3 protein-coding genes and 1 pseudogene are annotated in these 4668 nt (G+C 37.6%); 2 read left to right on the plus strand and 2 right to left on the minus strand.

The window, feature by feature from the left end; genetic code table 11:
• Positions 1 to 32 precede the first annotated feature (32 nt).
• Together AACY61_RS08925 and AACY61_RS08930 are read right to left on the minus strand one after the other, a co-directional pair.
• Positions 33 to 209, minus strand: a pseudogene (locus AACY61_RS08925) (deoxynucleoside kinase); the annotation flags it as partial.
• A gap of 4 nt (positions 210 to 213) precedes the next feature.
• Entirely contained in the window at positions 214 to 999 is a 786-nt protein-coding gene (locus tag AACY61_RS08930; RefSeq protein WP_339611231.1) for a hypothetical protein, read from the minus strand.
• Positions 1000 to 1164: 165 nt separating this feature from the next.
• On the opposite strand from AACY61_RS08930, the gene AACY61_RS08935 reads away from it, so the two are divergent.
• Together AACY61_RS08935 and AACY61_RS08940 are read left to right on the plus strand one after the other, a co-directional pair.
• On the plus strand, positions 1165 to 2037 hold the full coding sequence (locus AACY61_RS08935) for a GLPGLI family protein (RefSeq protein WP_339611232.1): 873 nt from the start codon (positions 1165 to 1167) through the stop codon (positions 2035 to 2037).
• Positions 2038 to 2070: 33 nt separating this feature from the next.
• On the plus strand, positions 2071 to 4668 hold a 2598-nt coding region (locus tag AACY61_RS08940), incomplete at its 3' end, for a TonB-dependent receptor (protein ID WP_339611233.1).

Here is a 4668-nt window from a genome sequence, read left to right on the forward strand (position 1 = left end):
TAATATCAGAAACATAGTATTCAACACAGAATATTTAAAAAGTAAATTTGAAGGTTGAATGACCAACGTTCCATTTGATTGTAAAAATCATCCAGATAGGGGTTGTCATCTACTTCTTCATAATGGGGTTGCCATTTATAATGCTTTGATAATAGTCTTGTTAGTGTGGTTTTTCCTGAACCAATGTTTCCGGCAATTGCAACGTGCATGGGGTTAGTTTTGAGATTTGATTAGCTTCATTTTGTGAATTATTTCACCATCGTAAATATACAGGAATTCACCAGATAGAAACAAATCTTTTATGGTTATTTCAGGTGTTTTTACAGCATCTTTCTGTTCGAGTTGTTGAGAAAACAAGTTTAATTGCTTGTCAGATAAAACCATTAATCGTTCGCCGGAAAGGCTTGATTTTTCAATGTTTTCAAGTGAAATACGTCGCAGTAGACTTCCGTATATATTGTAAAGTCTCAGCTGTGTTTCAGTAAACACATAACAATAATTATAGTCACTTAACTGCCCTTGATATGTTTCAGAGATGGGTCTCGAAAGCACCTTGTTTATTTGATCTCTGAAGTTGTACAATTCAAGTTGCTGACTGTCTTCGTTAAACACCCATAAACGGTTGTCATTGGCAGTTGTCGCGTTTTTAATGTTTAAAAATGGAGGTTTCATAGCAAATGAAATGCGTTTTATTTCATTGAGCTTATTGTCTAAAATAACTGCAGTTTGATACGCCGGGTAAAAGAGTGTGATTTTTAACGGGTTTAGCAAATCAACAGCGCCCGGAACACCAAGCTGGAAATCCTTGTACTGAAAAACTTCAGTACCAGCTTTTTTAAACAGGGTGTTGTTGCTGACTGAATAATAGCTTCCCAAATGATCTACTCCTATAAATCGGTTTGCCTTGAGAGGGAATTGCTCAACAGGCTCAAGGGTAAAGCTTCCCTGAGCAAAGCCTGTTACTGAAAATAAAACGATAAAAAAAAGCAGTGCTTTCATTAATAAAAGTCTAAAAATAGATCGCGTGTTTAAAAACCAGAACAAGTTACAAAAAAACACATTGATGTGGCATTAAAAAATTATTGTTAAACCCTTTGTTAAAAATATCGTCATACTGTAACAAAAGTTTTAGATTTGATTCATAATAACAAACTCTATTTAAAAATGATAAAGTATTACACCACTCTTTGTTGCTTCTTTTTTACGATAGCAATTGCAGCTCAAATTACTTCCGGGCAAGCCACTTACCAATCTAAAACCACTGTTGATATGGACTTTGGGGGTCCGCAAATGACAGAGCAAATGAAGGAGCAAATCGCTGAGATGATGAAAAAAGCCCTTGAAAAGACCTATATATTAGACTTCACCAAAGAGGAGTCAATTTATAAAGAAGAAGAAAAACTGGCAGCACCAGGTGCAGGAGGAGGCATGATGGCGATGATGGGAAACTTTACTGCCGGCTCACAGTATAAAAACATCAAAGAAGACCTTTATTTACAGGAACAGGAATTTTTCGGCAAACAGTTTTTAATCGCTGACTCCTTGCCAAAATTGGAATGGACACTGGTTAATGAATCCAAACAAATAGGTCAGTATGTAGCTTTTAAAGCTACAGCCATCAAAAAATTGGGGGATACAGATTTTCAATCCATGCGCAGGAGAAACAGAAACTCAGAGGTTGAAAAAGAAGAAAGCACGACCAAAAAAGACTCTACAGAGTTTGATATTATGGAAGAAGTAGAAATACCTAATGAAATTGAAATTGTTGCCTGGTATACACCTCAAATTCCTATTTCTCAAGGACCGGGAGAGTTTTCAGGATTGCCCGGCCTGATCCTTGAAATTCAAGCAGACAGAACCTCGGTTTTGTGTTCAAAAATTGTTTTGAACCCTAAAGAAACCATTGAAATAAAAAAACCTTCTAAAGGACAAAAAGTTACTCAAGAAGAATACCAGAAAATTGTCAAAGATAAAATAGAAGAGATGCAGGAAATGTACGGTGGTCGTGGCAGAGGTATGCAGATTCGAATGAATTAACTCCTTTATTAGTAACTAACCAATTCAGTTTAGATGAAACTTAATTCTTTTTTATTTTTATCGGTCCTTTTTCTGTTTGTTATGAATTCCAGCTTTGCACAATCGGTTAAAGTAACCGGAACGGTGAAAGACAGTGTTGGAAACCCACTCGAAATGGCCAGTCTCATTGCCAAAGTAAAAGCCACCGATGCCATTGAAAGCTATGCAATTACCAATGATGCCGGCAGATATCAACTGTTTTTGCCTGTAAATGAAACTTACACCCTACAGGCCAGTTATCTTGGGTTTGAAACCCGGGTTTTTGAAATTGCAGTGGGTGAAGATAACTCAGACATTATGCGTGATATTGTTTTGCAATCGGCCTCAGATGAGCTAGAAGGCGTGGAGCTGGTTTACGAAATGCCCGTAACCATAAAAGGCGATACCATAGTTTACAATACAGACTCCTTTGTGACAGGTAATGAAAAAAAACTGGGCGATGTCATCAAAGCATTACCCGGCCTGGAGCTCAATGAAGAAGGTGAAATTGAAGTGGATGGCAAAGTGGTTCAGAAAGTGATGGTTGAAGGCAAAGATTTTTTTGACGGTGATTCCAAACTCGCTACAAAAAATATCCCTGCAGATGCCGTGAGTAAAGTAGAAGTGTTGCGCAATTACAATGAAGTGGGACAGTTAAGAGGGGTGACCAATACTCAGGATCAGACGGCCATCAATATCCGGCTGAAGGAAGGAAAAACCAATTTCTGGTTTGGCGAAATTGCTGCCGGTGCCGGTTATGGTGAAAAATTCAGGTATTTGGGCAATCCCAAATTGTTTTATTACAGCCCGGAATACAGTATTAACATCATTACCAACTTCAACAATACAGGTGATGTGCCTTTTACATTTAGAGACTATTTCAACTTTACTGGCGGATTTAGAAACTTTAACAGAGGTGGGGGGACGCGTTTTAATATCAACGATAGCGGTCTTGGTTTCGCTGTGATGCAAAACAACCGGGCCAACGATATTGAAGCTGAATTCATTGCCGGAAATTTTAGCTATAAAGCTTCAGAAACACTAGATGTAAGTGGATTTGCTATACTTTCAGATAACAGAACCAATTTTGTTACCAATACGGTGCGCAGTTTTGTGACGACAGGCGAAGTAGAAAACAGCAATACGACCAGCGATCAAAGAAACCGGTTGGGAATGCTTAAATTAAGCGCGGTTTATAAGCCCAGTCTTCGTTTTCAATTGGATTATGATGTGTTAGGGAAACTTTCCAAACAAACTGAATACTCCAATCAACTATCCAGTTTTGGAACGATAGACAACAACATCATAGAAAACAAGGTCAACAACCCGTTTTCCATCAATCAGAATGTGAATGCCTATTATACTCTGGATGACAAAAACATTTTTGCCGGGCAGGCACAACATTTGTGGCAGGATGAAGACCCTTTCTATAATGCGGTGCTTGATTTTCTTCCTTTTTCAGGAATATTGGATGCTGATGAAAATCAAAGTAATTTTGACATCAATCAGGAAAAGCCTGTAAAGACTAATAAACTGGATGCCAAAATCGATCACTTTTACATTATCAATAATAAAAGCAACCTGAATTTTACCCTGGGAACCACCCAAAGCAGACAGCAATTCAATTCTTCAATTTTTCAACTTTTAGACAATGGCTCTACACTCAACTTTGGAGAATCGCCTGAAATTGAAGGGGATGTATTTCCATTGGGAAATGATGTTACCTATCATTTTAGCGATGCTTTTTTTGGAATGAAATACAAATTCATCACCGGAAAGTTTACGTTTACTCCCGGTGTAACCCTGCATAATTACGATTTGAAAACGGAACAATTAGGAACAACCACTTCTCAAAACGAATGGCGGGTTCTGCCTGAATTTTTTGCAATCGCTCAGTTGAAACGCAGTGAAAGCTTACGGTTTAATTATTCTATGACAGCTGAATATACCGACGTTAACAACTATGCAGAAGGCTTTGTGTTCAGTGATTACAATCGTTTGTTCAGAGGGAATCGTTTTTTGGAAAACTCCTTGGCCAATACCTTCAATCTCACTTATTTTAGTTTCAATATGTTTAACTATACCAATGTATCAGCAAATCTGAATTACACAAGACGCGTTGAAGGTATTAAAAACAACACTCAAATTGTAGCAATCAACCAGGTGTCTTCGCCCATCAATATTGACAGTAATTTTGCTGATGAAACCTTCTCTGCTTTTGGAAGTTTTAGTAAACGCATCAAAAAAATGCAGTACAGCATCAATGGTAATTTTAACTGGAGCAGCTTCAATAACATTGTTAACCAAAACATTACCACTTCTGAGAGTTTTACACAAAACTACCGGGTGAGTGCCCGGAGCAACTTTAAGGAATTCCCCAATTTTGAAGTGGGTTATAATGTAATTATCAATGAGTATGACAACGGAGGAATTCAGTCAACCTTCTTTACCCACCGACCCTTTGCCAATATAGAATTTAATTTCCTGAAAGACTTTACTTTTAAGGCAGACTGGAGTTATTATGATTACAGTAACGAGAACAATACTATCAAAAATAATTACTCTTTTTTGTCGGCAGACCTGTACTATCAGAAAAAAGACAGCAAATGGGAA

It is taken from the genome of uncultured Planktosalinus sp., from assembly GCF_963973675.1.
Lineage (GTDB): Bacteria > Bacteroidota > Bacteroidia > Flavobacteriales > Flavobacteriaceae > Planktosalinus.

Coding starts and splice junctions, on each gene's coding strand:
- AACY61_RS08930 (WP_339611231.1), bottom strand. CDS start 999: ATGAAAGCACTGCTTTTTTTTATCGTTTTATTTTCAGTAACAGGCTTT.
- AACY61_RS08935 (WP_339611232.1), top strand. CDS start 1,165: ATGATAAAGTATTACACCACTCTTTGTTGCTTCTTTTTTACGATAGCA.